The organism is Aeromonas sp. s13 (assembly GCF_040907905.1).
Classification (GTDB): Bacteria; Pseudomonadota; Gammaproteobacteria; order Enterobacterales; family Aeromonadaceae; genus Aeromonas; species Aeromonas veronii.
The window spans coordinates 1-26266 of record NZ_JBFOCS010000053.1; the positions used below are offsets into that span (position 1 = coordinate 1).

The 26266-nt window shown below is 55.3% G+C and carries 20 protein-coding genes; 13 read left to right on the forward strand and 7 right to left on the reverse strand.

Annotation, left to right across the window (positions count from 1 at the left end; translation table 11 throughout):
* A partial coding sequence (locus tag AB5Y82_RS09300) for a transglutaminase-like cysteine peptidase (RefSeq protein ID WP_368173895.1) occupies nt 1–652 on the forward strand: 652 nt, incomplete at its 5' end.
* Here the strand turns inward: AB5Y82_RS09300 and AB5Y82_RS09305 are convergent.
* Complete coding sequence (locus AB5Y82_RS09305; protein WP_368173896.1) at nt 647–1588, reverse strand: TAXI family TRAP transporter solute-binding subunit; 942 nt, start codon at nt 1586–1588, stop codon at nt 647–649. The genes AB5Y82_RS09300 and AB5Y82_RS09305 overlap by 6 nt on opposite strands.
* A complete protein-coding gene (locus AB5Y82_RS09310; protein WP_368173897.1) occupies nt 1585–2883 on the reverse strand; it encodes a LapD/MoxY N-terminal periplasmic domain-containing protein in 1299 nt (432 codons plus the stop codon). The genes AB5Y82_RS09305 and AB5Y82_RS09310 overlap by 4 nt, the downstream gene beginning before the upstream one ends.
* 260 nt (nt 2884–3143) lie before the next feature.
* Here AB5Y82_RS09310 and mepM point away from each other — a divergent pair, with 260 nt between their 5' ends.
* Nucleotides 3144–4481, forward strand: a complete 1338-nt coding sequence (mepM, locus tag AB5Y82_RS09315; RefSeq protein WP_042081590.1) for a murein DD-endopeptidase MepM — start codon at nt 3144–3146, stop codon at nt 4479–4481.
* A gap of 70 nt (nt 4482–4551) precedes the next feature.
* Here mepM and AB5Y82_RS09320 read toward each other — a convergent pair whose 3' ends face one another.
* Nucleotides 4552–5496, reverse strand: coding sequence for a D-2-hydroxyacid dehydrogenase (locus AB5Y82_RS09320; RefSeq protein ID WP_368173898.1), 945 nt, complete (start codon nt 5494–5496; stop codon nt 4552–4554).
* A 162-nt stretch (nt 5497–5658) separates the two neighbouring features.
* Between AB5Y82_RS09320 and AB5Y82_RS09325 the strand changes: the two genes are divergently transcribed.
* Nucleotides 5659–6240 (forward strand): YjaG family protein, encoded by a 582-nt coding sequence (locus tag AB5Y82_RS09325; RefSeq protein WP_021231718.1) that lies wholly within the window; start codon nt 5659–5661, stop codon nt 6238–6240.
* A 71-nt stretch (nt 6241–6311) separates the two neighbouring features.
* Here the strand turns inward: AB5Y82_RS09325 and AB5Y82_RS09330 are convergent, their stop codons facing one another.
* The gene (locus AB5Y82_RS09330; RefSeq protein WP_021231719.1) at nt 6312–6791 is read right to left on the reverse strand and encodes a MarR family winged helix-turn-helix transcriptional regulator; all 480 of its coding nucleotides are present in this window, start codon (nt 6789–6791) and stop codon (nt 6312–6314) included.
* A 163-nt stretch (nt 6792–6954) separates the two neighbouring features.
* On the opposite strand from AB5Y82_RS09330, the gene AB5Y82_RS09335 reads away from it, so the two are divergent.
* Entirely contained in the window at nt 6955–7482 is a 528-nt protein-coding gene (locus AB5Y82_RS09335; RefSeq protein ID WP_005335836.1) for a hypothetical protein, read from the forward strand.
* 9 nt (nt 7483–7491) lie between these two features.
* Nucleotides 7492–9090 (forward strand): BCCT family transporter, encoded by a 1599-nt coding sequence (locus tag AB5Y82_RS09340; RefSeq protein ID WP_005363036.1) that lies wholly within the window; start codon nt 7492–7494, stop codon nt 9088–9090.
* A 118-nt stretch (nt 9091–9208) separates the two neighbouring features.
* Here the strand turns inward: AB5Y82_RS09340 and AB5Y82_RS09345 are convergent, their stop codons facing one another.
* Nucleotides 9209–10447, reverse strand: coding sequence for a multifunctional CCA addition/repair protein (locus AB5Y82_RS09345; RefSeq protein ID WP_111900242.1), 1239 nt, complete (start codon nt 10445–10447; stop codon nt 9209–9211).
* 237 nt (nt 10448–10684) lie between these two features.
* Here AB5Y82_RS09345 and mutY point away from each other — a divergent pair, with 237 nt between their 5' ends.
* The 3 genes from mutY to mltC all read left to right on the forward strand — a co-directional run bounded on the left by mutY (nt 10685) and on the right by mltC (nt 13239).
* The gene (gene mutY, locus AB5Y82_RS09350) at nt 10685–11737 is read left to right on the forward strand and encodes an A/G-specific adenine glycosylase (protein ID WP_111900241.1); all 1053 of its coding nucleotides are present in this window, start codon (nt 10685–10687) and stop codon (nt 11735–11737) included.
* An 8-nt stretch (nt 11738–11745) separates the two neighbouring features.
* Nucleotides 11746–12018 carry an oxidative damage protection protein gene (locus AB5Y82_RS09355; RefSeq protein ID WP_005335828.1) on the forward strand — a complete coding sequence of 91 codons (273 nt, stop codon included), beginning with the start codon at nt 11746–11748 and terminating at the stop codon, nt 12016–12018.
* A gap of 117 nt (nt 12019–12135) precedes the next feature.
* Nucleotides 12136–13239 (forward strand): membrane-bound lytic murein transglycosylase MltC, encoded by a 1104-nt coding sequence (gene mltC, locus AB5Y82_RS09360; RefSeq protein WP_111900269.1) that lies wholly within the window; start codon nt 12136–12138, stop codon nt 13237–13239.
* 85 nt (nt 13240–13324) lie between these two features.
* Here the strand turns inward: mltC and AB5Y82_RS09365 are convergent, their stop codons facing one another.
* On the reverse strand, nt 13325–13711 hold the full coding sequence (locus tag AB5Y82_RS09365; RefSeq protein WP_111900240.1) for a YgiW/YdeI family stress tolerance OB fold protein: 387 nt from the start codon (nt 13709–13711) through the stop codon (nt 13325–13327).
* A gap of 254 nt (nt 13712–13965) precedes the next feature.
* On the opposite strand from AB5Y82_RS09365, the gene AB5Y82_RS09370 reads away from it, so the two are divergent.
* A complete protein-coding gene (locus AB5Y82_RS09370; protein WP_042081581.1) occupies nt 13966–15003 on the forward strand; it encodes an SGNH/GDSL hydrolase family protein in 1038 nt (345 codons plus the stop codon).
* 266 nt (nt 15004–15269) lie between these two features.
* Nucleotides 15270–16304 (forward strand): porin OmpA, encoded by a 1035-nt coding sequence (gene ompA, locus AB5Y82_RS09375; RefSeq protein WP_368173899.1) that lies wholly within the window; start codon nt 15270–15272, stop codon nt 16302–16304.
* A gap of 131 nt (nt 16305–16435) precedes the next feature.
* Here ompA and AB5Y82_RS09380 read toward each other — a convergent pair whose 3' ends face one another.
* A complete protein-coding gene (locus AB5Y82_RS09380) occupies nt 16436–17458 on the reverse strand; it encodes a GGDEF domain-containing protein (protein ID WP_019445736.1) in 1023 nt (340 codons plus the stop codon).
* A gap of 134 nt (nt 17459–17592) precedes the next feature.
* On the opposite strand from AB5Y82_RS09380, the gene rnr reads away from it, so the two are divergent.
* The 3 genes from rnr to AB5Y82_RS09395 all read left to right on the forward strand — a co-directional run bounded on the left by rnr (nt 17593) and on the right by AB5Y82_RS09395 (nt 26036).
* Nucleotides 17593–19980 carry a ribonuclease R gene (gene rnr, locus AB5Y82_RS09385; RefSeq protein WP_368173900.1) on the forward strand — a complete coding sequence of 796 codons (2388 nt, stop codon included), beginning with the start codon at nt 17593–17595 and terminating at the stop codon, nt 19978–19980.
* Between the two features lie 732 nt (nt 19981–20712).
* The gene (locus AB5Y82_RS09390; RefSeq protein WP_368173901.1) at nt 20713–23613 is read left to right on the forward strand and encodes a hypothetical protein; all 2901 of its coding nucleotides are present in this window, start codon (nt 20713–20715) and stop codon (nt 23611–23613) included.
* A gap of 23 nt (nt 23614–23636) precedes the next feature.
* The gene (locus AB5Y82_RS09395) at nt 23637–26036 is read left to right on the forward strand and encodes a hypothetical protein (RefSeq protein ID WP_368173902.1); all 2400 of its coding nucleotides are present in this window, start codon (nt 23637–23639) and stop codon (nt 26034–26036) included.
* The last annotated feature ends 230 nt before the right edge of the window (nt 26037–26266 follow it).

Below are 26266 nucleotides of genomic sequence, written 5' to 3' on the forward strand. Positions count from 1 at the left end.
CTGCACGTTGGCGCTATGTTGCGCCAACGTGCAGGCTTCGCGTCTTTCCGAATATATTGCCAGTCCGGACCTGCGGGCCAAGCTGCAGGAAGTGTATGGTGGCCGGGCCATCCAGCGGGCCGAGGCATTTTCTCGCTTGCTCACCCCCAGAGCGGGTACAACCGACCAGCAGAAGATCGAGCTGGTGAACAACTACTTCAACAATCTCACCTACAGTGAAGACCCCAAGCTGTGGGGAGATGAGGATTACTGGGCTAATCCGCTGGAGTTCATCGGTGCCCGAGGTGGGGATTGCGAGGATTACAGCATTTCCAAGTACTACACCCTGATGGAGCTGGGGGTGGATGAGAAGAAGCTGCGACTGGCCTACGTCAAGGCTGTGCGTTACAACCAGTTCCACATGGTGACGCTCTACTTCCCTACGCCCAAGGCTGATCCACTGGTGCTCGACAACATCAACAGCCGGATCCTGCCAGGCAGCAAGCGTACCGATCTCATTCCCGTTTACAGTTTCGATGCCAAAAGCATCTGGATCATGAAGTCACGGCGGGAAGGGACGCTGGCGGGGAGTGCCGATCGGTTGGCTCAGTGGACATCGATGAAGACCCGTTTCTCCAGCGAGCAACTGCGCTCTCCCCGCCGTCAGCTATAGCTTGCCCGCCGCCTTCAGCTCCTCGAAATATTTAGCCGCGCCCGGATGCTGCTCAATACTCAGCACCGGGCCGGTTTTATTGCGTGCCCGGTGAAACATATTGGCGTAGCCATAAGTTTGCTCATTGAACTTGGTCTGCTGGGTCAGCATGGCCTTGGTCAGACGATAGACAGACTCTTCCGGCATGGTGGCATTGGTAACCAGGGTGGCGGCAATGGCAAAGGTGGGCGTCGCCTTCAGATTGCCGGGGTAGATGCGGGCAGGCACCTGACTGCGTTGGTAATATTTGACCCCCTTGAGTAGCTGACCCCGGGTGGCCCCATCGATGGGGAGGAAACTGACCGCGCAACGTTTGGCCGTGTCGAGCACAATCCGGTTAGGGTGTCCCATCACAAGTGCAAATGCATCGATCTGCTTGCTACAGAGCGCATCCGGCAGGTTGGCCATGCTCTTCAGATCGAGATCCTGCTCTTTCGCTCCCAAGATGTTGAACAGGGCCAGCGCCGTCTGGCGGGTTCCCGAGTTCTTCAACCCCATGTCGATGGGGGCGAGCTTGAGCTGTTCCAGTGAAGTGATATCGCCATCGGCACGGATCACTATGGTGAAGGGCTCGGCATGGGTGGCAAACAGGGCACGCAGCTCAGGTTGCGGCTGCGTGGCAAAAGGGCCCAAGCCCTGGCTTGCCTGATACAGCCAGTCTGACTGCACCATGGCGTAGGAGGTCTCGCTACTCTTCAGCCGCGTCAGGTTTTCTATTGAACCCGATGAGCTCTGCAGTGTGCACGCAAGTTGCTCGTCGACCTCATGGGCCAGACGGCAAAACTCTTTGGTTATCTGGTGATAAATCCCCTGCTCACCCCCGGTGGTGATAGTCACGGTTTCAGCCATCAGGCCGGGTTGCCACAGCAGGGGCAACAGCATGGCGAGCCTTTTCATGATTGCGCCTCCTTGGCATAACCATCGATACCCCAGGTCCGCAGTTTGTCGATGTCGCGGCACTCTCCCGATTCTGCCAGCAGGGTATAACCGGCGGCATGCATGGTTTGGGAGAGCAGATTCCAGTAAAGCGGCGCATCGGTCAGCTGACAGCTGATAAAGATGGGATTGAGCGGGTCAAGTTGATTGAAGGTATCCGCATTGAGGGGAATGGCGCTGAAGGCGAGCTCACACCCCTGTTCCTGCAACGCAGCCAATGTGGCTTGGCCGTGGGCGGGAAAGGTGACCACATCCCAGCGCCAATCCAGTGTTTTGCCGCGGCCCTGGCTTAGCAGAGGGGCGATCTCGGACCATTGCGGGTGATTGAGCAGGGAGAGGGGCAGCAAGATCCCCTCTATATGAGAGTGCTGCCACTGTTGCAGGGCGCTCTGGATGGTTGCGAGATCGCTGTCGGCACCGAGGGGCTGACTGGGCAAGAAACGCTGATAGAGGGCGATCTCCCCTTGTGTGGAGACAAATTTTTGCAGTTGCCCACCTTCCGGCAGCGGGCTCACTCCTTGCAGCGGCTGTGGGGGCGTCAGTGGCAGCTGTTTTCCCAGCTGGGTGATTTTGAGTCGTTGTTGCAGCAGATCCCGTTTGCGTTCGGAAACCAATTGGTTGATGGAAAGTGCCACTTCTTTGAGGTCTTGCAACCAGGGAGTGGGCAAGGTGCTGTTGAACTGGTGTTTGCGGATACGGATCAACTGCAGGTTGATCTGCTCTAGGGGCTGCAGCAGGCGTTGGCACACCAGGGAGATGATCAGGGTAAATACGACGAGGCCCGCCAGCAGCGCCAGACCGGTGCGACTGATGGCATTCCACAGATGCTGATAGGCGTAGCCGCTATGCCCCTCAAGGGTCAGAGTGCCCAGCATACGCCAGCCATCGGTCAACTCTTGCTCAATTTTGACGGGCGGCATGCCGATAACCGAGGGAAGCCAGCCGGGGACATTTTGCTGGGTAGAGTGGAAGACCTTCTGAAACAGCACCTGACCATCCGGATCCACCAGAATGACCGAGCTGACGAAACCGCCATCGAACATGGCATTGACGATGGTCTCGGCCAGTACATTGTCGTCATTGAGCAGGGTTCCTTGCAGCACCAGCCCGAGAGCGGTGATGGCGGTTTCCAGGTTGGCTGACATCTGGTCGAGGATGGATTGGCGGACCGTCGTGACTTCCAGTGCAAACAGCAGCGCTGCACCGATCAGGAACAGGACGACAATTATTCTGATTAACAGTTTTGCTAACGACATATCCACTCCATGGAAAAGTTATCGCAACATTTCAGGTTTCTATTCAGTATCGAATCCGACCCGGTTCTTAAAAATAGGAAAAAATGGTTAAAAAAGACGATCATTTCTGCCCATCCGGGCGGGTTATGCATAAAATGTGAGGTTCATGCAGATTGTGATGAACTATTTGTAACTATTTGTGTCCAACAAACAGTTTTATACGGTTTTGTCACAACTGACATCACAACTCACACTCTTTAGATCTAAATACAGGATAGCGGATGAAACGTCTCCGTCCCTTGGTAGTACAGGCTGCCAATTGGGAACCACCGGTTCCCCGCAAACACTTTTACGCCATGCTGATGCTGACGGCCATGACCCTGTCAGCAGTGGCATTATTGCCAGCTCCGGGTGACATCCTTGAGCGGCCGCTGCGTCTTGAGTTGCCCATTGATACCGCAGGTACGGCAACCAACGAAAACAACACCGACTTTAACGAAATCCCCGATCACGAACTGGTTGATCAGAGTGCGCCGGATGACGACATCCCGGTTGACACCACCCCCCAGTGGCAGGATTACCGGGTCCGCAACGGCGAAAACCTGACCGCCATTTTTAACAATCTCGGTCTCTCCACCACCACCCTCTACAAGGTGCTGGACGCCGATAACAAGAACTATCTGGCGCGCCTCAAGCCGGGCCAGAATATCGAGCTGCTGATCGATCAGGACAACATCCTGCAGCAACTCAAAATCCGCCTGAACATCAAGCAGACGCTGGTGATGGCACGCAGCGATGATGCCTATACCGCCTCCATGATCAATGAGAAGGTCGAGTGGCAACCGCAGCGTTACAACGGCGTGATCAACGGCAGCTTCTATGTCAGTGCCCGCAATGCGGGGATTCCGGCCAACCATATCCAGAAAATTGCCAACCTGTTCCAGTGGCGAATGAATTTCGCCAAGGATCTGCAGAAGGGCGACAAGTTCAAAGTGCTGGTACGCCAGGAGACGGTGGAAGGCAAGAGCACTGGCAACAGCCAGCTGCTGGGTGTGGAAGTGACCAGCCAGGGCAAGACGGTGTCGGCCTGGCTCTCCGATGACGGCAACTATTACGACGGTCAGGGCAACAGTCTGGAGCGCGGATTCCGCCGCTACCCGACCCACAGCCGCTATCGGATCAGCTCCAATTTCAACCCGGCGCGCAAACATCCGGTAACCGGTATGGTGCGTCCTCACGAGGGCACCGACTTCGCAGTGCCGGTGGGCACGCCAGTGCTGGCGACCGGCGATGGCGTCGTCCAGAAGGCAACCAGCCACCCGCTGGCGGGCACCTATATCGTCATCAAGCATGGCCGTACTCTCTCTACCCGTTATCTGCACCTGAGCAAGCTGCTGGTCAAAACCGGTCAGCGAGTGAAGATGGGCGACAAGATCGGCCTCTCCGGCAACACAGGTCGCTCGACCGGTGCTCACCTGCACTACGAGCTGCGGATCAACAACCGCCCGGTCAATGCCATGACCGCCAAGCTGCCGATGGCTGAACCGCTCAGCGGCAAGGAGCGTCGTCAGTTCCTTGCCAAGGTGAAGAGCTACCGCAAGGAGCTGGCTGCGGGTTGATTCCGGTTGTCACCGCCTGAAATGAAAGGCCCCGCCAGATTGGTGGGGCCTTTTTACATGCGCAGTGAGGTCAGTAACCCTTGTCGAAGTCGATTTTGCCATCCAGTGGCTGGCCATCGATAAAGCGGATGTAGTTGCGCACAAAGATCTGGGCTACATCATCCGGGAAGCTGTAGGCGCTGTTGTGGGGGGTGACGATGAGGTTGGGTTGGCCCCACAGTGGACTGTCGGCAGGCAGCGGCTCCTGCTCGAACACATCCAGCACCGCCATCGCCAGCTTGCCGGTACGCAGTGCGGTGAGCAAATCGCCCGAGTGCACGGCGCTGCCACGACCGACGTTGAACAGGATGGCGCCCGGTTTGCAGTGTTCGAAGCGGGCGGCATTGAACAGATGACGGGTATCGCGGGTGGCTGGCAGCACGCTGACGATGACATCGGTCTGCGCCAGCATCTTGTTGAGCGCAGGTAGCTGATAAACCTGATCAAACCCGGCCCGCTCCCGACCGCTGCGGCTGATGCCCAGCACCTTCATGCCAAAATGTTTGCCGGTGTGGGCAATATGCTGACCAATGCTGCCGGTCCCCAGGATCAGCATGGTGCGCCCCTTGAGGCCCTGATAGGGGTGGCTTTGCCACAGTCGCTGTTTCTGCTGCTCCCGATAAAGGGGGATTTGGCGCATCAGGCTGAGCAGATGACCAAAGACATACTCGCTCATCAGCGGGCCGAAGATGCCGCGCACATTGGTGAGCTGATAATCACGGCGACTATCAGGGTCGAGCAGCACATCGACTCCCGCATAGGTGGACTGGAACCAGCTCAGCTTGTTGGCTTTGGGCAGCAGCGGTTTGGCACGGGCTGGTTCGGCCATCAGAATATGGGCTTCGCCGATCAGCTTCTCGGCATCGCTCTGGTTATCGGCTCGTAGAATGCGCAGATGGGGGAGATTGGCGGCCTTGAGCAGCCGTTCGTAGTGAGCATTATCCTGGCTGAGCAAAAGAAGGGTACGTTGGCTCATACTCTTGTTCCTTATCAGAATTTGCGGCGCAACAAGATGCCGCTCTCGACCCATCTTACCTGACTTCATATCGCAACATAGCCGACCAGGGCGCTTTTTCGTTTTCGCCGCGCCCCTCGTGGGCTACAATCTGCCCCACATTTTGCAAAGGATCCGACTCCAGTGTTTGGTGACAAGTTTTATAAGCGACTGGCCGAGCTACAGCCTTGGCAACAGACCGTCTACACCCTGGCGCTGGCAGAGCGCATGTACCCCAACTATGCCCTGTTCTGTCAGGCTTCCGGCTTTGGCAATGCTGGCGCTTTCCGGCATGCGCTGGATCAGATGTGGGTCTACCTCACCGTCAAGGGATCCCGGGTCAATCTGGGTGCCATTCTCGAAGAGTTTGAGTCTCACATTCCGGATCCCCGCAAGTTTGAATCCTACGGAGCCTATCCCGCGCTGGATGCCTGTGTTGCGCTGGGCTGTGCCTATAACTCGGTGATCTGCCGGGTTGGCGAAGAGGCCAACGATGCCAGTCATGCCTCAGTCGGTACCGTGGCCGGTTTTATCGAGCTGCTGGAAGAGCGGGATCTGACCGAAGAAGAGCTCTACGAGCACGAGTACATGGAAGCCGAACTGGAGTTTCAGGTCGAACTACTCAAGCGGGTTGCCCATGAGCGCGACAGCGATCGTATCCTGGCCATCAGAGCATTCGCCTCTCAGGATGGCGTCTCCAATATCGGGATCAGCTTGGAAGAGTAATCCTCTACGACCCCTGATAGAACAAAGCTCCCTTTCGGGAGCTTTTTTTATGCCTGAAATTGTTCAGCAGCTTATGCCTGCTCTTCGGTGAGGGGTCTGACGCTCAGCACCGGGGCTGCGTCGATTTCGTCTGCATTCATCATGGCGGAGATGCGTTGCAGGGAAGAGAGCAGCAGCGTCTGCTCCCACGCTTCCAGTGCCTGAAAACGCTGAATGAAGCGCTCTTGCAGCGGGGTCGGGGCCTGAGCCAGCAGGGCGCGGCCTGCGTCAGTCAGTGTCGCGTGAACCTTGCGCTTGTCGGTATTGCTGCGAACGCGCTGCACCAGTTGACGGCTCTCCAATCGGTCCATGATGGTGGTGGCGGTGGCCTGGCTCATGTTGGTGTGATCGGCCAGCTGGCGCATGGAGATCTGTCCCAACTCGTCGATCCCCTTGAGCAGCAAAAGTTGCGGAGAGGTGAGCCCGGCTTCTTTGATTAAGCGCCTGGAGTGCATGTCGATGGCACGAATAATCTGGCGCAGGGCGACCAGCACTTCATCATGTTTTTCCATGGGGTGTGCGTCATTGGAGGGCTATGGAGAGGGGCAAAATTTTCCGCCTAATTCGTCTCAAGGTCAATATGGTTTTTGCTGTAATAATTTCTGCTCTAACTAATTTTGTGTTAGGTTGACGGGCATTTCACGGAATTCACCCTGACATTTGAGGAGCGAAATGATGAATGACGAGCTGGATATCAAGTCTCTGGTGGCCGAGTTACGTGTGGTCAGAGTGCGCTATGAACTGCCGGATACCTCGGCTTTTGTGCGCTATCAGCCTGCCTATGATGAAGACCCGAACAACCTAAAGGTACACCACTATGATGGTGAGTTACCCCTCTCTTGCAGTGAGACAGGTACTTTCAACCTAAAGGAGTTGGTGAATGAATTGCGCTACGCCTATGTGCTGGTGCACCTCTTTCCTGACGAAAGTGCCATGAACTTCTATCTGACCGGCCTCGATACCGGTCTGGCTCAGCTGGAGTTCATCGGTGGCTCTTACGACTTCAACCGCCTCTGGATCACCAGCGGTATCTCCAATCTGGGCGTCCCCATGGCCATCTTCCTTGGCAAGCGTCACGCCGTGAATGGCCAGCCCTCGGTTTCGCTGGTGGATCACCGCGAACAGGCGGCTGGCAAACTGGTCTATCGCGCCATCGGCGGTGCCGGTGATCATGTGGGCGAAGATTTTTTCAACAACGACTAAGGAGGCTGGATGCGAGCAAGCAAAGGGCTATTGAAAGGCCTCAACCCGACTATGGCCATGACGGCCCTCACCGTGATCACCCTGTTTTTGCTGTTTGGCGTATTTGTTCCCGATACCGCGGCCGCCTGGTTTGTCGGTGCCAAGGATCAGATTATTGCCGGGTTCAAGTGGTACTACATTCTGGTGGTCGCCCTGTTCCTGTTCTTCGCTGTCTACCTGATGTTCAGCCGTTTTGGCAGCATCCGGCTGGGTGACGACGACCAGGTACCGGAGTTCGGCTACTTCGCCTGGTTCTCCATGCTCTTTAGCGCAGGCATGGGTATCGGTCTGGTGTTCTGGAGCATCGCCGAGCCGATGAACCATCTGCAGGGCAATCCGTTCATTACCGAAGGGATGACCCCGGAAGCGGCCCAGATCGCTATGCGCCTCACCTTCTTCCATTGGGGCCTGCACCCTTGGGCCATCTATGTGATCGTCGGCCTGTCACTGGCCTTTTTCAGCTATCGGCGCAAGTTGCCACTGGCGATCCGCTCTGTGCTTTACCCTATCCTCGGCGAGCGGATCTACGGCTTCTGGGGCCATGCGGCCGATGTGCTGGCCGTGTTCGGCACCGTCTTCGGGGTGGCGACTTCCCTTGGACTGGGTGTCTCCCAGATGAATACCGGCCTCAACCAGATGTTCGGTATGGACGTATCGCAGTCCAACCAGCTCTGGCTGATTGGCGGCATCAGCCTGATCGCCACCCTCTCGGCGGTCTCCGGGGTCGGGCGCGGAGTGAAGATTCTCTCCGAGCTCAATATCTGGCTGAGCGTGTTCGTACTCGCACTCTTTCTGGTGCTGGGGCCGACCACCTATATCCTCAACGCCTATGTACAGAACATCGGTGATTACCTGCAGAACATCGTCAAACTGAGCTTCTGGACCAACACCGAGGCTAACGGCACCTCGGCCTGGCAGTCGAGCTGGACGGCGTTTTACTGGGGCTGGTGGATTGCCTGGGCGCCGTTTGTCGGCATGTTTATCGCCCGCATCTCCAAGGGGCGTACTATCCGCGAGTTTGTGCTCGGTGTGTTGCTGGTACCCTCGCTGCTAGGCATGTTCTGGCTCACCGTGTTTGGCGGCACGGCGATGAATCTGGAGCTGTTCGGTGGTGGTGGCGTGGTCGCTGCGGTCAATCAGGATGTGACGCTGGCGCTCTACAAGACGGTCGAGCTGCTGCACTGGGATACCTTCGGCTGGATCGCCAAGGCCGTGCTGACCCTGCTCATCTGCACCTACTTCATCACCTCCAGTGACTCGGGCACGCTGGTCATCACGACTCTGCTCTCCATTGGTGATCAGGAGCCGCCGGTGCTGCACCGCGCCGTATGGGGTCTGGGGCAGGGGCTGGTTGCCGCTATCCTGCTGGTCTCCGGCGGCCTGGCAGCCTTGCAGGCGGCCAGCATCATAGCCGCGCTGCCCTTCTCGGTGATCATGTTGGCGATGTGCTATTCGCTGATGCTGGGGCTCAAGCAGGAGAGTCAGCGCCAGTTCGAGTATCGTCAGAACCTCAAGCGCCACGATGGCTCATCCCATATGAGCCTGATGGAGCGAATTGGTCCGGCATAACGGCACCAGCAGGGGTTAGCGTCCCCTCACATATCAATCTGGATGCAAAACGGCCGCCCTGGCGATGCTCTCCTTGTGGAGCTCATCATCAGGGCGGCCGTCTGTTATGGGGCCGAGGTTACTCCTCGATAAAGGTCCACTCATCCTTGATGCGGCTAATGGCATCGGTGCGCTTTTTGGCGAGCTGCTCCTTGATCTCTTCTCCCTTGTAACCGGCCGCCACTATCTCTTTCACCGGCACCGCCTGGGCGGCAGCCAGCGCTTCTGCCACATAGTCCGGCTCGGCGTAGACCCGCTCCTCGAAACCGGTACGGCCGTGGAAGTCGGCGCGGCAGGCGTCCAGCAACTGGGCAAAGCGCTCGGGGCGACGCCAGGCATCAGCCTTGTCGAACACCTTGAGCAGGGTGGCGGGCTTGAGCTCAAAGGCGATATGGATGTGGGTGTGCAGATCGCTCACCAGCAGCGCCAGATCCCGGCACTCGTTGGGTACCCGGAACCGCTCGCACAGAGCGCGAATAAGCGGCAGCCCTTTCTGGCCGTGACCGTGATGGCTGGGCCAGAACTCCTTGGGGGTCACTCCCTTGCCAAGGTCGTGGCAGAGGGCAGCAAAGCGGACGGTCAATTCCGGGGAGATCCGGCACGCCTGCTCCAGCACCATCAGGGTGTGGATGCCGGTGTCGATCTCCGGGTGCCACTTGGCCGGGGCGGGGACGCCGAACAGAGCGTCGATTTCGGGGAACAGCGCCTTGAGGGCGCCGCACTGGCGCAGCACCTCGATAAAGATCTGCGGGGTCGGCCCCAGCAGCACCTTCTCCAGCTCCTTCCAGACTCGCTCCGGCGTGAGGTGGGCCAGCTCGCCAGCGGCCGTCATCTCGCTCATCAGGGAGAGAGTTTCCGGCGCTATGGTAAAGCCCTGAGCGTGGAAGCGGGCGGCGAAGCGGGCGACCCGCAGGATGCGCAGCGGATCTTCGGAAAAGGCGGGGGAGACGTGGCGCAGCAGCCGCTTTTCCAAATCCTCGATGCCACCGTAGGGATCGTGGAGCTGGCCCTGATCATCTTCGGCGATGGCGTTGATGGTGAGATCCCGGCGCAGCAGATCCTGCTCGAGCGTCACATCGGGGGCGGCGTGGCAGACAAAGCCGGTGTAGCCCTGACCCTGTTTGCGTTCGGTACGGGCGAGGGCATACTCCTGCTGGGTTTTGGGGTGAAGAAACACGGGAAAGTCGCGACCGACCTGGGTAAAACCCAGCGCCAGCATCTGTTCCACGGTGGCGCCGACCACCAGATGATCCCTGTCGCCCTGCGGCAATCCCAGCAGGCGATCCCGCACTGCGCCCCCAACCAGATAAGTCTGCAAACCGTCTCTCCCGTCATCAATCGTGGGGCCGAGTATATCGTCTTTGTTACCGCTTTGCTGCCTGAGCACCACCTGCCCGCAGCGCCAGTCAGCGCGGCTTTGACTTGGGCGTGACGAGGCCTTACGCTGCCGCACCAGACAGTTGGCGCTGTGCTGCGGGATGACTTTATGCCCGCGCAGGCCAGATGAGCCGAAGGAACCGCAGAGTTCCCCTTATATCAACGACATGAGAACAACGTGAATCAATCAACCTTCGCAAGCCGGGTTCTGGAGTGGTACGAGCTTCATGGCCGCAAAACCCTGCCCTGGCAGCAGGAGAAGACCCCTTACCGGGTCTGGGTCTCGGAGATCATGCTGCAGCAGACCCAGGTCGCCACAGTCATCCCCTATTACCAGCGTTTTATGGCGCGCTTCCCCGATGTTGTGGCGCTGGCCGATGCCCCTGTCGATGAGGTGCTGCACCACTGGACCGGGCTTGGCTACTACGCCCGGGCCCGCAACCTGCACAAGGCGGCCCAGCAGATCCGCGATCATCACCATGGTCTCTTTCCCGAGCGCTTTGACGAGGTGATGGCGCTGCCGGGGATTGGTCGTTCTACCGCCGGGGCCGTGTTGTCGCTCTCTCTGGGTCAGCCCCACGCAATCCTTGATGGCAACGTGAAGCGGGTGCTCACCCGCTGGCTGGCGCTGCCGGGCTGGCCCGGCCAGAAACAGGTGGAGAACGAACTGTGGGAGATCGCCATCCGGCTGACTCCCAAACTGGGCGTGGCGCAATACAATCAGGCAATGATGGATATCGGGGCCACAATCTGCACCCGCAGCAAGCCTGCCTGTGATCGCTGTCCGGTGCGGGCCGATTGCCAGGGGCTGTCGCAAGGCAAGCCTACCGCTTACCCCAACAGCAAGCCGAAGAAGAGCATTCCGGCCCGCGATGGCGTCATGTTGTTGATCCGCCATGGTGACGAGTTATTGCTGGAGAAGCGGCCGCCGCAGGGGATCTGGGGCGGGCTCTACTGCTTCCCGCAGGTGGCCTCGCTGGCGGAGGTGGATGGTCTGCTGGCATCCCTCAGCTTGAGCCATCACGGTTATCGTGAACTGGCCGGTTTTCGCCATACCTTCAGCCACTTCCATCTCGATATTCAGCCGCTGCTGATTGACATTGATGAGGCGCAGCCGCTGCGGCTCATGGAAGCAGATAACCGACTCTGGTATAACTTACGCCATCCTGCCGAGGTGGGGCTGGCGGCCGCCACGGCCCGTCTCCTCGCCTATCCAGAGTTACAACCATAGAGGTCAACATGAGCCGTACTGTATTTTGCCAACGCCTGAAAAAAGAGGGCCCGGGTCTGGATTTCCAACTCTATCCCGGTGAGCTCGGCAAGCGGATTTTTGACAACATCAGCAAGGAAGCCTGGGCCGAGTGGCAGAAGAAGCAGGTGATGCTGATCAACGAGAAAAAGCTCAACATGATGAATCTTGAGCATCGCCAACTGCTGGAAAAAGAGATGGTCAGCTACCTGTTTGATGCAGGTGAAGTGCAGATCGAAGGTTACACCCCGCCTGCCCAGTAAGCTCTCCGGCTGTTGTACGTGTGAACAGGTGCGGGAATGGCGCCACACTTGCGTGACCGCTCCTGAAGTCGCAGCAAATGAATGATGGGCAGCTCTGCTGCCCGGTTTGAGGATCCTATGGGCCGAATTTTTTGGCTGCTGTGCACCCTGCTGTTTCTCTCTGCCTGCTCATCTTCCCCCAAGCCCAGCGGGAGTGAGGATGACGATCTGGTCAACGGCAAGGACATCCGCGGTTTTGAACACATGATCAGCGCGCTCTCCCATAACGTGAACGAGATATGGGGGCGGGAGGCGCTGTTTGCGGGCAAGTTTGACTACGTCAAATACACGGATCAGTACAAGAGCCGGGCCCACATCGACTTCTCCAGCGGTCACATCATGGTGGAGACGGTCTCGGGCATCGATCCCCGCGCTCATCTGCGTCGCGCCATCATCGAGACCCTGCTGACGCCGGACGATCCGGCGGAAGTGGATCTTTACTCCGATCGGGAAATTCTGACCGGCGGCGAGCCTTTCCTCTATGGTCAGGTGCTGGACAATCAGCGCCAGCCAATCCGAGCCTCCTGGCGCGCCGAGCGTTATGCCGATTACCTGCTCAACACGGCGATGAAGAAGCGCACTTTGGGGATTCGCACCATCTTCTTCGTCGATATTCCCATGGTGGCCAACCATGAAGATCGACGGGGCTACAAGTATGCGGGGATCATCCGGGAAGCGTCGCGTAAATACGGCGTGCCGGAGAGCCTGATCTATGCGGTGATCAAGACCGAGAGCAGCTTCAACCCCTATGCGGTGAGCCATGCCAACGCTTATGGCCTGATGCAGGTGATCCCGGCCACTGCCGGTCGTGACGTCTATGTGCGGGTCAAGGGCAAGAACGGCCAGCCGACGCGGGAGGAGCTGTTCAACCCGGCCTACAACATCGATGTCGGTACCGCCTATCTGCACCTGTTGCAGACCGTCTATCTGGCGGATATTCAGGATCCGCGCTCCCGTCGCTATGCGGTGATCTCCGCCTATAACGGTGGTGCGGGCGGGGTACTCAATACCTTCTCCAGCGATCGCAAGGCGGCGCCTGGCCGGATCAACAGGCTCTCCCCAGAGGCGGTCTATCAGGTGTTGACCGAGCAACATCCCAAAGAGGAAGCGCGCCGCTACCTCTACAAGGTCAATCAGGCCGAGAAGGGGTTCAAGAGAACCTTTGCCAGTCGGGCCGGTTAAGCGGTGACGCTGGGTTAACCATGCAAAAGGGCGCTTGATATCAAGCGCCCTTTTAACGTCTGGCCAATTCGTCGTTGAAGTGGCCTTATTTGGCGATAAAACCGCCCTTGGTCTGCGGGGCCGCGCCCACTTTCTCCAGGGTTTTGACTTCCACTTCGATCTTGTTCCAGCTGTGGTCCACTTCACCACGGATACGGATCTGATCATCCGGGCCCACTTCGGTGCCACGCCACACATCCTGATCCACTTCGACCTCCACCTCACCGCTGGCGTCGCGGAACAGATAGTTCTCGCCGCCCAGGTGCTTGACCAGTTTCCCTTCCAGGGTGGCCCAGCTGTCATCTGCCAGATCTTTCAGTTGAGCAACGGAAACCTTGTTCTGCTCCTGCGGGCCGGTATAGGCCGCCATGGCAAAAGAGGAGACAGACATCAGGGTCAACAGTCCGATTACGCTTGCGCTTGCCTTGTTCATTTCATACTCCTGTCGTTGGTATGGGGGCATTGTGCCGGGGGGGGCGTGAAACAAGCGTGAAAGAAATAGGCTGGTGTGATTGTCTGTTTTGTGAGCGCAAGCGATTTCATCGGTGGCGGAACATGTGTGATTTCATCTGGAACTGTAATCTGTCGCCTTCACCAGAAGTCAGTGGCAGCAGACTCTTCCCATGCCTGTCGCCACTCGAGGAGAAGTCCGCAGGTCTCACCTGCTTAATCGAAGAGCATAACAATATGAAAAAATGGCTTGTTTGTTTATTGGGGTTAATGGCATTGACCGCGCAAGCGGCAGAGGGACGCCAACCTTTTTCCCGGGTCGTGATGTTTGGTGACAGCCTCTCCGACACCGGCAAGATGTACAAAAAGATGCGGGGGTATCTCCCCTCCAGCCCACCTTACTTCAACGGGCGTTTCAGCAACGGCCCGGTGTGGCTGGAGCAGTTGGGTGACGAGCGTTTTCCCGGTCTGGTCGTGGCCAACGAGGCGGAAGGCGGTGCAACCGCGGTGGCTTATAACCATCTGGGTGCCCTGAATGGCTGGCTCGGTTTCTGGTCCTGGGATCCCAAATATCAGGTGATCAACAACCTCGATTACGAGATCGATCAGTTCCTGAAAAAGGACAAGTTCCGTCCCGATGATCTGGTGGTGATCTGGGTCGGTGCCAACGACTATCTGGCCTATGGCTGGAACACCGAGCGGGATGCGGATCGGGTGATCGATACCATCCGGCTGGCATCCAACCGGTTGGTGCTCAACGGCGCGCAGCAGATCCTGCTGTTCAACATTCCTGATCTGGGGCAGACCCCGTCAGCCCGCAGCATGAAGGTGGTGGAGAAGGTGCGCCATGTGGCCAGCTACCACAACCAGAAGTTGCAGAACCTCACTCGAGAGCTGGCTCCCCTTGGCATTGTGAAGCTGTTCGAAGTGGACAAGCAGTTTGACGAGATGATGCGCGATCCCCAGCAGTTTGGGCTGAGTGACACAGAACACGCCTGCTACGGTGGCGGCTATACGTGGAAGCCGTTCTCCGGCAGCGCTGCCGAGGTGGCTGCGACCCCGGCTTTGAGTGTCTCCGAAAGAGTGGCTATTGCCGGTAACCCGATCCTGGCGCAGGCGGTGGTGAGCGGGCAGGCAAAAGGGCGAGCAGCGACTCTCAACTGCGATGAGCATATGTTCTGGGATCAGGTCCATCCGACCAGGACGGTGCACAAGGTACTGAGCCAGCGTGTTGCTGACTTTATCGATCAGCACTACGAGTTTGTTCGTCACTGATATCGCTTCGGGCCAGCATGTTGCTGGCCTTTTTTCCCCTTTCAGCCCTCATCTGTGCGTCTTTTTGCGTCACATCCAGTTCAAATAACAAACGTTTGTTGCTGTTTTTGTAACGTGGTTGCGTTAGAGTGTTTTTTGTTAATTGATATCAGTGACTTGAAAATAGGCTAACGTTGATATGCTGCGATCGCTTTTGGGTGGTTGCACCTATAAGACGAGGTGATATCAATCAACCTCCTCCTACATAAAGTTGCAGAGGCTCAAACATGAAAAAATCATTGATTACCTTGTTGGTTACCGGCTTGCTGGCGGCCAATGCCCAGGCTGCCGGTCAAGACAACACCTGGTATGGTGGTGCCAAACTGGGTTGGTCCAACTTCTACGGCATTGATGAAAGCAACAGCTTTACCCTCGGCAATGAGACCAATGATGCTCTTGGGGTTGGTGTATTTGCCGGCTATCAGCTTAACAAGAACCTGGGCATCGAATATGGCTACGATTATCTGGGTAAGTACAAATATGATGCCCGCTCAGCCACGGGCGCAGCGTTTCAAGATGAAGTTCAGGCCCAACTTATTCATTTATCATTGAAGCTGGGCTTCCCTGTAACTGATAGCCTCGACCTGTACGGACGTATCGGCGGCGGTTATGCGGCCGCCAACAGTGATCTGAAAGGCGGTGATGGCCGGTTCAACTTTGTCAGCGCGCTGGGTGCCGAGTATGCATTCAACCTCGACTGGGCTGCTCGCCTGGAGTATCAGTACACCACCCCGTATGGCAGTCGTGATGATACCGGTTTGAGAATGGATAACGGCCTGCTCTCACTGGCAGCGGTTTATCGCTTTGGTCAGGTTGCCCCTGTGGCGCCCGCCCCGGCTCCGGAACCTGCTCCTGCACCTGTGATGGTTGAGAAGCAGTTCACCCTGAGCTCCGATGTGCTGTTTGACTTCAACAAGGTGACTCTCAAGCCAGAGGCCAGTCAGGCACTGGATAGCCTCTATAGCCAGATTGAAGAAGCACGACCCAAAGATGGCGTGGCAACCGTAATTGGTCACACCGACCGTATCGGTTCCGATGCCTACAACCAGAAGCTCTCCGAACAGCGTGCCCAGACCGTTGCCAACTATCTGGTTGGTAAAGGGATCCCGGCCGCCAAGATCAATGTGGAAGGGCGTGGTAAATCCTCACCGGTTACCGGCGACAGCTGCGTCAGCAAGTCCAAGCGTGAGCTGATCGTTTGCCTGGCTCCGGATCGTCGTGTTGATGTGAAAGTCGAAGGTGTCAGCGAGGTGCAGGAGTAATCCTTCACACTGAGCAGCGTTCCACTGGGGCTGGAATGAACAGCCCCTGTCGGAGCAAGAGAGACCAAAAAGCCAGTCAGTTGATCTGACTGGCTTTTTACATTGGCATTGCGGTCGGGCAGGGGACTAAATCAGGAAGGGAGCGGCATCACCCGGTTGCGCCCCAGCTCCTTGGCCTTGTAGAGCAGCTTGTCGGTACGTTCGACCAGACAGTCTGCACTCTCCTGACCGTTGAACTCACCCACGCCAAACGAGGCTGTGATGTGGTCAATGCGGCGGCCCGATTTGCGATCCAGAATCGACATCCGCTCGATGGCGCGGCGCATGCTCTCCGCCATCTGTCTGGCCAGCGCCAGCGAGCGATGGGGGACCAGCATGGCGAACTCCTCCCCACCCAGCCGATAGGCGGTGACCCCCTCCTTGCAGGCATCGCGCAGCCGTTTGCTGAAGGCGCGCAGTACCTGATCGCCGAGCAGGTGCCCATATTCGTCGTTGAAGTTCTTGAAGCGATCGATATCGGCGAGGATCAGCGAGAAGGGGTGCTGGCTGCGGATCAACCCCTCCAGTTCCAGATCGAAGGCGCGGCGGTTGAGCAGGTTGGTGAGGGCATCCTCGTTGGCCAGTTTGCGTGTCTCGTTGAGCGCGGCCCGCAGCTCTTTGATCTCTTTCTCCGCATTGCTGAGCTGGTTGCGAAAGTGCATGGTGGACATGCGCACATCCCGCGATTCGCGCACCAGCTCCCGCAGGATCCCCATGGTGTCTTCCAGGCTGAAGCCCTCGTCATCAATGCGGCTGAGCTTGTCAAAACTCTTGTCGAGCATCTCCTGAAACATGCCGGTATCGGAGATGGCGTCCTGCATGGAGTGGCCTAGCTCGTTGGCCATGGCGGCGAGACTCAGTTTCATCGCCTCCATCTGCTTCTCGTCCTGAGCGGCCAGATACTGGTGATAGAGCCGCTCGCAGGTGGTGAGTGAGCAGGTTCCCTGCATTTTGACTGCCTGATCAATCGCCTGGTTGAGCTCGGGCATGCTGGCCGAGACATAGTTGTACCACAGGTGGTAATTGTCCGGCGTCGTGGGGATCTGGTACTTGATCATCAAGGGGACCGCCTGTTTGAGATAGGCGGCGGATTGGGCAAATGTGTCCTTACTCATGAGTTCTGTGTCTCATCATGCCAGCGAACTGAAGATAGTATGACAGAGAGATTGGCCAAAAGGCAGCCGATGGATGCCATTCGCCCCCCCCTCCGATATAATGGCACCGTTACCACCTACCCTAAGGCCTGCTTATGTCTCAAAAAGATCCTTTCCTCGAACGCGAGGCCGAAAAATACGATAACCCCATCGCCAGTCGCGAGTTGATCCTGGAACTCATCAAGGGCCATGAAAAGCCCATGTCCCGTGAAGAGTTGGCCAAGGTCCTCAAGCTGAAAGATGAAGAGCCGTTGGAAGCCTTGCGTCGTCGTCTGCGCGCCATGGAGCGTGATGGACAACTGGTATTCACTCGCAACCAATGTTATGCCCTGCCGGATCGCCTGAATCTGGTCAAAGGTTATGTAATCGGCCACAAGGATGGCTTCGGTTTTCTGCGTCCGGAAGGTGGTGGTCCGGATCTGTATCTGAACAACCGAGAGATGCAACGCCTGATGCATGGCGATTACGTGCTGGTGCAACCGACCGAGATCGACCGCAAGGGTCGTCAGGAAGCGCGTCTGGTGCGCCTGCTCAAGTCCCGTGAGGCAGACATTGTCGGCCGTTACTTCGTCGAGAATGGCGTTGGTTTCGTGGTGCCGGATGACAGCCGTATCGGCCAGGACATCATCATCCCGGAAGGGGAGAACAAAGGGGCTCGTCAGAGCCAGGTCGTGGTTGTGCGCATTAACCAGCGCGCCACCTCCCGCATCAATGCCGTCGGCACCGTCCTGGAAGTGCTGGGCGAGAACATGGCGCCGGGCATGGAGATCGAAATTGCCCTGCGTACCCACGGCATTCCGCACACCTGGCCGGAAGAGGTGACCAAAGAGGTTGCCGGTCTAGGCGAGCAGGTGCCGGAGAAAGCCAAAGAGGGCCGCATCGACCTGCGCGCCCTGCCGCTGGTGACCATCGACGGCGAAGATGCCCGCGACTTCGATGACGCTGTCTTCTGTGAAGCCAAACGCGGTGGTGGCTGGCGTCTGTGGGTTGCCATTGCTGACGTCTCCGCTTACGTGAAGCCCGGCACGGCGCTGGATGCCGAAGCGTATCAGCGTGGCAACTCCGTCTACTTCCCCGAGTTCGTGGTGCCCATGCTGCCTGAGGTGCTCTCCAACGGCTTGTGTTCCCTGAACCCGCAAGTTGACCGCCTCTGCATGGTGTGCGAGATGACCATCTCCGCCGCTGGCCGCATGTCCGGCTACAAGTTCTACGAAGCGGTAATGAACTCTCACGCCCGTCTGACCTACACCAAGGTTGCGGCGATCCTCGACGGCGATCCCAAGCTGCGCCAGCAGTATGATCCGCTGGTGGGACACATCGAAGAGCTGAACAACCTCTACAAGGCGCTCAAGCATGCCCGTCACCAGCGCGGCGCGGTGGAGTTCGAGAGCGAGGAGACCCGCTTCATCTTCAACGCCCAGCGCAAGATTGACCGCATCGTGCCGCTGGTGCGCAACGATGCCCACAAGATCATCGAAGAGTGCATGATCCAGGCGAACGTGGCTGCTGCCCGTTACATCGAGAAGAACGAAGCCTTTGCCCTGTTCCGGGTACACGATCGTCCTGGCGAAGAGCGTCTGACCGGTTTCCGCGACTTCCTGGCCGAACTGGGTCTGGAGCTCAAGGGCGGCCTCGAGCCCGAGCCGAAGGATTTCGCCGAGCTGGCTGCCAAGTTTGAAGGGCGCCCCGATGCGGAGCTGCTCTCCACCATGTTGCTGCGCTCCATGCGTCAGGCCATCTATCAGGCCGACAACATCGGTCACTTCGGTCTGGCGTTGAAGTCCTATGCGCACTTCACCTCGCCAATCCGTCGCTATCCCGACCTGATCCTGCACCGGGCGATCAAGTACCAGACTGCCAAGGAGCAACAGGGCAACCTGCGCCACAAGTGGACCCCGAGCGGTGGTTATCACTACCAGCTGGAAGAAGTGGACCCGATGGGCGAGCACTGCTCCATGACCGAGCGCCGCGCCGACGATGCTACTCGCGACGTGGCCGACTGGCTCAAGTGCGAGTACATGCTGGATCACGTGGGTGACGAGTTTGACGGCGTTATCGCCAGCGTCACCGGCTTTGGCTTCTTCGTGCGTCTGGCGGAGATCCATATCGATGGTCTGGTGCACGTCAGCACCCTCACCAACGACTACTACCAGTTTGATCCCCTGCACATGCAGCTGATTGGCGAGAACTTCCGCCGTCGCTACCGTCTGGGCGACAAGGTGCGGGTCAAGGTGATGGGCGTGAACCTGGACGATCGCAAGATCGACTTCGTGATGGTGGAAGAGCCGCTCAAGGCCACCGGCAAGAACGCCAAAGAGATGGCGCGCAAGCAGGCCGAGATCAAGAAAGATAAGGCCAAGAGAGCCCAGCGCCACGAAAAACGTAAAGAGGGCAAGGATCACGGCAAATCCGACAAGGGTGGCCGCGCCAAACCGAGCAACAGACGACCGAGCAAAAAGGCTCGCGATAAGGCCAAGGGGTAAACCCTCGGCCTATGGCCTGGGTCTGGCTACCTGGGCTGAGGTCGTAGGGTTGATGGCCCGGGGTTATCTCCGCCAGCGGCTGATAGCCCCAAAGACAAAAAAATCCGAACCCTGTTACCGGGGTTCGGATTTTTTTATGGTCAGCGAAAAGGGGAGGGGTTTAGCCCTTCGGCGGAGAGCGGCCAAGCGCCGTGCCTATGGCGAGGGGCATACTCCCTGCGCGATGGTCACTTTATTGGTCGCTACGCTGCACTTAGAAAGGTGAGTGTCCTATTTTTCATATAGCCCCTTCGGTATTGCTGCTATACGCCAGAACTCCCCTTGCCGATTAATTTATTGATCTTGCTCAGGAAACTATCATCTCCTTCTTCCCTCCCCCGCTTTGCTCGCTAACATAGCCGTTTGGCAACATGAGCCAGGCCAGCACCACATCGCAGGTTAAAAGCAGCAGGCTGAAGGCTGTCACGCAGATCAAATTGAATTGATAAGCGATTAATGCCCATTACATCCCATCAAAATGTAACCCTCCCGATTTGATTGCCGAACAACGATGGGTGTCCATGTTAATTACTACTGACCCGCTCAACCCGCCTCGGCGATTTACAGGGGGAAAATACCATGCCCACCTGTGACTGGGGTGACTGGGGTGACTGGTTGCTGGTCTGTGGGCTGCTACGAGGTGCTCAGCAAGGCGGGTGCCCCATTTTTCCATCTTGAGCGTTGCATCAATCAATGCTGTTTAAATTTAAAGCGCCAGTTCTGATGCACAGGCTGGCCAAAAAACAAAATGACTGGATCGATACCGATATGACTGATAACAAGCAGACTGAAAATCAACAAAATAACGACATCATCATCGACTTGTTCGCCTCCAATCTTCCTGGCAGTACCAAAGACGGAGATCTGATCCAGAAAGCGTTGCGTGATCAGTTGGTTGAGAGCATTCGAGATTCGGTTACCCCACCTGACGCTGATAAGCCGACTGACGTAACAAGGGTTATTGATGAGTCTGGCCGTAATGTGTTCTTTGTGGATGGTACTCGTGGTGCAGGTAAAACCACCTTTATCAATAGCGTGGTCAAATCCTTAAATGGTGACACAGCTGATGCCCGCGTCAGTATCAAGTGTCTGCCGACCATCGATCCTACCAAGCTGCCGCGTCATGAACCCATTCTGGTCACGGTGACCGCCCGTTTGAACAAAATGGTGTCCGACAAGTTAAAAGGATGCTGGTCGTCAAATGACCAAAAAAAACAAAAGGAACAATGGCAGAGCCACCTTGAGCAACTCAAACGGGGTCTGCATTTGCTGACCGACAAGGAGTACAAACCGGAATATTTCAGTGACGCTTTGAAGCTGGATGCCCAGCTTGACTACTCCATTGGTGGCCAGAATTTATCGCAAATATTTGAACAACTGGTTGAACGTGCGTGTGAAATTCTCGGCTGCAAGGCCATTTTGATCTCGTTCGATGATATCGATACCCAGTTTGATACGGGTTGGGATGTTCTTGAATCTATTCGAAAATTCTTTAATAGCCAGAAATTGGTGGTGGTGGCGACCGGCGATTTGCGTCTGTATTCCCAGTTAATTCGCGGTAAGCAATACGAAAATTACAGTAAAACCTTGCTCGATCAAGAGAAAGAGAGCGCCCGACTGGCCGAGCGGGGGTATATGGTGGAACACCTTGAGCAACAATATTTGTTGAAACTGTTTCCTGTACAGAAACGTATGCAGCTGAAGACTATGCTGCAACTGGTTGGCGAAAAGGGAAAAGCTCGTAAAGAAAATATCAGGGTTAAAACCAAGCTTGCCATGCCGGATATTGACGCTATAGAAATCCGGCAAGCGATTGGCGATGCTGTTAGGGAAGGTCTCAATTTGAGGGTGGGTTCTGATGCGGATATGTATGTGAATGAGCTGCTGAAGCAGCCTGTGCGGTTGTTGATGCAGGTGCTTCAGGATTTCTATACCAAAAAGGATCATGTTACATCGGTGAAAATAGCAGGTGAGCAAGACAGCGATGAAAAGTCTGATCCGAAGTTACTTAGAAATGCCTTGTATGGCTCGATGCTAAGCAGCATCTATCGAGCAGGGTTGAATTATGAACAGCATCGGTTTGGTATGGATTCGCTTTGTAAAGATATATTTACCTATGTTAAGCAGGACCGTGACTTTAACACCGGATTTTATTTGCGTCCTCAGTCTGAAAGTGAGGCACTAAGAAATTGTGCTATTTACTTAGCGTCTCAGGTAAGTGAAAACTGTCAGGGAAGCCTTTCTAAAGTATTACAAATGCTTTTAGTAGGTTGTGGTTCGGTTAGTATATTTAACCAGTTCGTTTCCGGATTAGTTCAGGCGGAAAATGATAAGGAAAAATTTGAGCAGCTTGTCAGTGAGTATGTTGCCTATATGTCCGTTGGCAGAAATGAAAGCGCCTCTCATTGGGCTAACCGTTGTTCTGCAGTTATAGCGGATACAAGTAATGACGGAAAAGTTGGAGTTTTTATCGGTCAAGTCCAATTAAATCGTGGTTCAAGAAAGGAAAAAATAGAACATTATCAACAGTTTAAACTTAATAGAGAAAGTGGTTTAGCCAAAGTGGCAATGGCTGCATCTTTAAGTACAGTTGCATCAAATAACCTGATGGATTTTAGTAGTGTTTTCAACTTGATCGGCGCTATTTCTGATATCGCTGCATGTTCGTATGATAGTTCTGCAGCGTCTAAAGTTTTTAATAAAATCATATCGCAACCAACTTGTATTGCTCCTCCCTGGAGTAATGCTGCTGCGCGCGCAGAGGTGAAGACTGGTAAAGCTGATGATGAAAACGAAGTTTTAGGCCAGATAGATGATGATGATGACGACGATAAATTAAGTGGTGCTGAGCCAAAAATTGAAGCGGAATTTAAAGACGCCTTTGATGCTATTGTTAGTTGGCTTGATTGTGTTAAAAATGTGGAGCCGAAGGTTCGGCCTTCTGCAGTATTGATAGGAAAAATCTGGACTAGATTTTATTTTAATATTAATAATGTGGCGGATCTACATAAAAATAGGCTAAATAAGCCAGAGGCTTGGCATGGCGTTATTGCTATGCACTCTAATGCTGCAAAGATCATGCGGTTTAATGTATTGGCTCTTCTTCATGCTGTCTTGGTTGAGGAAAGTTTATATCATGCGGTGGAGGATAGAGATTACCTTGGGGCAGGGTTGCGGCTTAATCCGGTTACATCAGTAAAAGAGTTTGAGGAGAAGCTCAGGGATATGTCTGCTATCTTAAAGACATCAGGAAAGGAGTGGAATGATACTAACCCATTATTTTTCTTGTTAATTAGCTGTCCTATCCTTCACCCATTTATCTTCCCATTTGGTGGCGTTAATAGTTCATCGAAATCACTTAAAAATGAGGAAGGGCTTCGTGATCTTATTTTTGATATTGTAGGGTATGAGTTGTTTTCTGAAGATGACTGGCGTGCATTGATTACACAATGTGATCCTGATGATAGTAAACCGTTCGATAAAATAATTAAATCACTGAACTCTGCAACAATCGCAAGTGTAAAATATGCTGAATCCAAGCCAGCAGAGGAAAATGCCGTTCTCCCTTCGGATATAAAGTCAGGCAAAAAATGATGACCACTATATAAGGATTGGAGATGGAGCGGTTTATTCTTAATTCAACAGCGCTGTTGCATTGCCTGTGTGATGCTTCATTTGATGAGTCATCACTTGATGACAGGGTGGAGTCATCTGTGTTCCTTGCTCAATACGAGCAGACGCGTAGCTTGCCTGATCATGTAGCCAAATCTGCTTGGTCATCCTTGGCACAACAACTCAAACAGCGAAATATGAAACTTGGCCCCATTGCGGCTTTGCGTTTTATCGCTGAAAAATTTGTTAAAAACGAGAAAGGTGGCCCCAAAACCGATCTTGCTTTGTTCTCGGAATGGCAAACGTTGATGAGTAGGGTGTCGTGTCTGCCGATTCTGGCGTGCCATCAGGTGTTTAATCCTGGTCCTGCCAGTCAGGATTACAACTTTCGCTGGCCTTTGTATCCCTATCATCCGGCGGTTGAGGATTACCTTACCCGTGAGCGGCTGAACGAAACTCATCAACATCTGAATGGCAGTACCAGTGCGGAAGAGTGTTGGCTGGATGCACTCAAACACCCAGAAGTGACAGTCAGAGATTTCGAGAAGGGCTGGGCGGTTCAAGAGATGAAACAACTCTGTGCCCAGATTGATCCCTCCCTGACGCCTGTCATCTTCAGGGAGCGTTTGCAGATCGCCTGTAATATTCGTGAAATTCTTTGCCGGGTAGCTCAGGGCATGGTGTTGCCTGATTGGATGGTGTCATTGCAGCACCCGCAGCAGTTGGCGGACAGCACCATTCTGCATAATGACCAGGAGTACGGGTTTACGACGGTTTGGCCAACAGATGACAAATACCGCCAGGAGTCTGAGTTTCGCTTGCTAACCGGGTTGTTGGAAAAATGGCGGCATGGTGCGCCAGAAGGATTGGAACGACTGCTTTGGGTTTACCTGCTAATTCAGAATCAGTATTTGACCCTGCTGGTTCAGCGAGACGATTTTTTCGGGTTTGATCAGTTCCAGAAATACACCATGACGGAGCTGAGGGAAGAGACCGAGAAATCTTATTTGTCTCGTTTCAAACATGCACATGGGGCGGGTGTGTATTCTCAGGTTCGTTATCTGGAAGGGCGTTTTGCTCCGAAGAGCGACCCCAACAAAATGCAAAAACTGATCTTCAGTGTTTTGCGTGGGTATTGGGAATACCTTAAAGGTCACATGACCGTAGACTGGGAACATCCCCAGCCACTCAATATCACCCAAGTGCTCGATAATCTTGAGCAGGTTAAGCCTGACAGTATATGTGCCGAGCTAGCGCTGGTGCTGCACTTCATCAAGAAAAAGCCCCAAAAGGATGAAGTCTATCCCTACGCGTTGCTGTTCAAGGATGTAAAAAATCAGGCAGCTATCCTGATGGAGATCCTGAATCATGAGCCACGTTTGACCCGCTGGGTTCGAGGTGTGGATGCCGCTGCCAATGAGATGCACGCGCCACCGGAATTGTTTGGCCCCTTGTTTCGGGTGCTGGCAAAATCCGGTATTGCTCATTTTACCTATCATGTTGGCGAGGACTTCCCGCATCTGATCAGTGGTATTCGTTCCATTGATGATGCCTTGAGGTTTTTGCCGTTGCGTAATGGCGACCGTCTTGGTCACTGCACCGCCATTGGCATCACGCCTAACATCTGGAAACGCTCTTTGCCATCGTCTCTGTCCATGACCAAAGAGACGCGATTGCTCGATTTGGTATTTATCTGGCGGGAACTTCGCAATCATCCACAGCTACTGCGTTACGCCAGTGATGCAGCGATTGAAGCGGTTCGTTTGGCCCATAAGGTGTTTTCGCTGGAAGACGAGATCTCGATTACCACTCTTGATCAGGTGTTTGAGTTGCGAGGCGTGTTGGCTGAATCGGAAGGCCTGCTGGGTGAACTGGATGGGCCATTAAAGCCCGAATCCCTCTGGTTGGAAGAGTACGAGCACGCTAGAGAGTTGTTTAAAGTAGCGGGCATGAAAAGGCCACTGAAGTTGTATCGGCAATGGCTGACAGATGACAATGTGCGAAAGCAGCGTGCCGAATTCGTTGATGTTACCTTGGAATATTTGCCGGATGAGGCGTTAGTTTCGTTGCAACAGGCGGTGATGGCAAAAATGGCAGACCGAAACATCGCGATTGAGTGCCCTCCGACCAGCAATACCCGTATCAGCCAGTATCGAGATGTTAGCGAGCATCATATCTTTCGTTGGATGGGTTTGCCGGGTGAGGCAATTAAAGGTGATGTCCCTATGTCTATTTGTCTGGGATCTGATGATCCGGGGATCTTCGCCGCGGATTTGAAATCCGAGTTCTACCATCTGTTCGTTGTGTTAACCCGAAAGTTCGGTTTGTCGCCAGCGGAGGCTTTGAGAAAGGTGGCGGAGGTGAACGAGAATGGGCGGATTTATCGCTTTCACGATGTCAGGTAGTGAAGTCGGGATTCCCATCGTCTTGAGCGCCGCATAGCAAGCCCACTTCGTCACTGCCGGGCCGGATCAAGAGGCCTGTCATAGATCCGGAGCTTGGCCGAGCAGCTTCCTCCTCCCTAGATGCCGGTCTCTCTGGTATGATGCGCCATTATTTAGCGACCGGTGACGAGACCAGTATCATGGTGGTCAGGCTGCCGGTACGGCCATTTTTCTTCGGGGCGCATTTATGC